Annotated in this window: 1 protein-coding gene; it reads left to right on the top strand. The window is 53.0% G+C overall.

Annotated elements, in window-relative coordinates; genetic code table 11:
- Positions 1–29: 29 nt before the first annotated feature.
- Positions 30–332, top strand: a 303-nt coding sequence (locus tag Q4563_RS17920) for a class I SAM-dependent methyltransferase (protein WP_303605463.1), incomplete at its 3' end; no start/stop codon positions are given.

Raw genomic sequence — 332 nt, forward strand, 5'->3', positions numbered from 1 at the left:
CGGAAGAAGCGGGCGCAGCCTGCACCAGTGTGGATATGTCACGGACTTACCTGGGTTGGGGGAAAGAGAACTTCGACCTGAATGGTCTGGATAGTAGCCAACATGCTTTTGTTCAGGCAGACGTGTTGCAATGGCTGGGTGATTGCTCGCAACAATACGATCTGATCTTTATGGATCCACCGACCTTTTCCAACTCCAAACGCATGGAAGGGGTGCTGGATATCCAGCGTGATCACGTGGGCTTGATTCAGCAGGCAGTCGCTTGCCTCAAACCGGGGGGAACGCTGGTTTTTTCGACGAATATGCGCAAGTTCACCATGGAAGATCAGGCG

It is taken from the genome of Gilvimarinus sp. 1_MG-2023 (assembly GCF_030548285.1).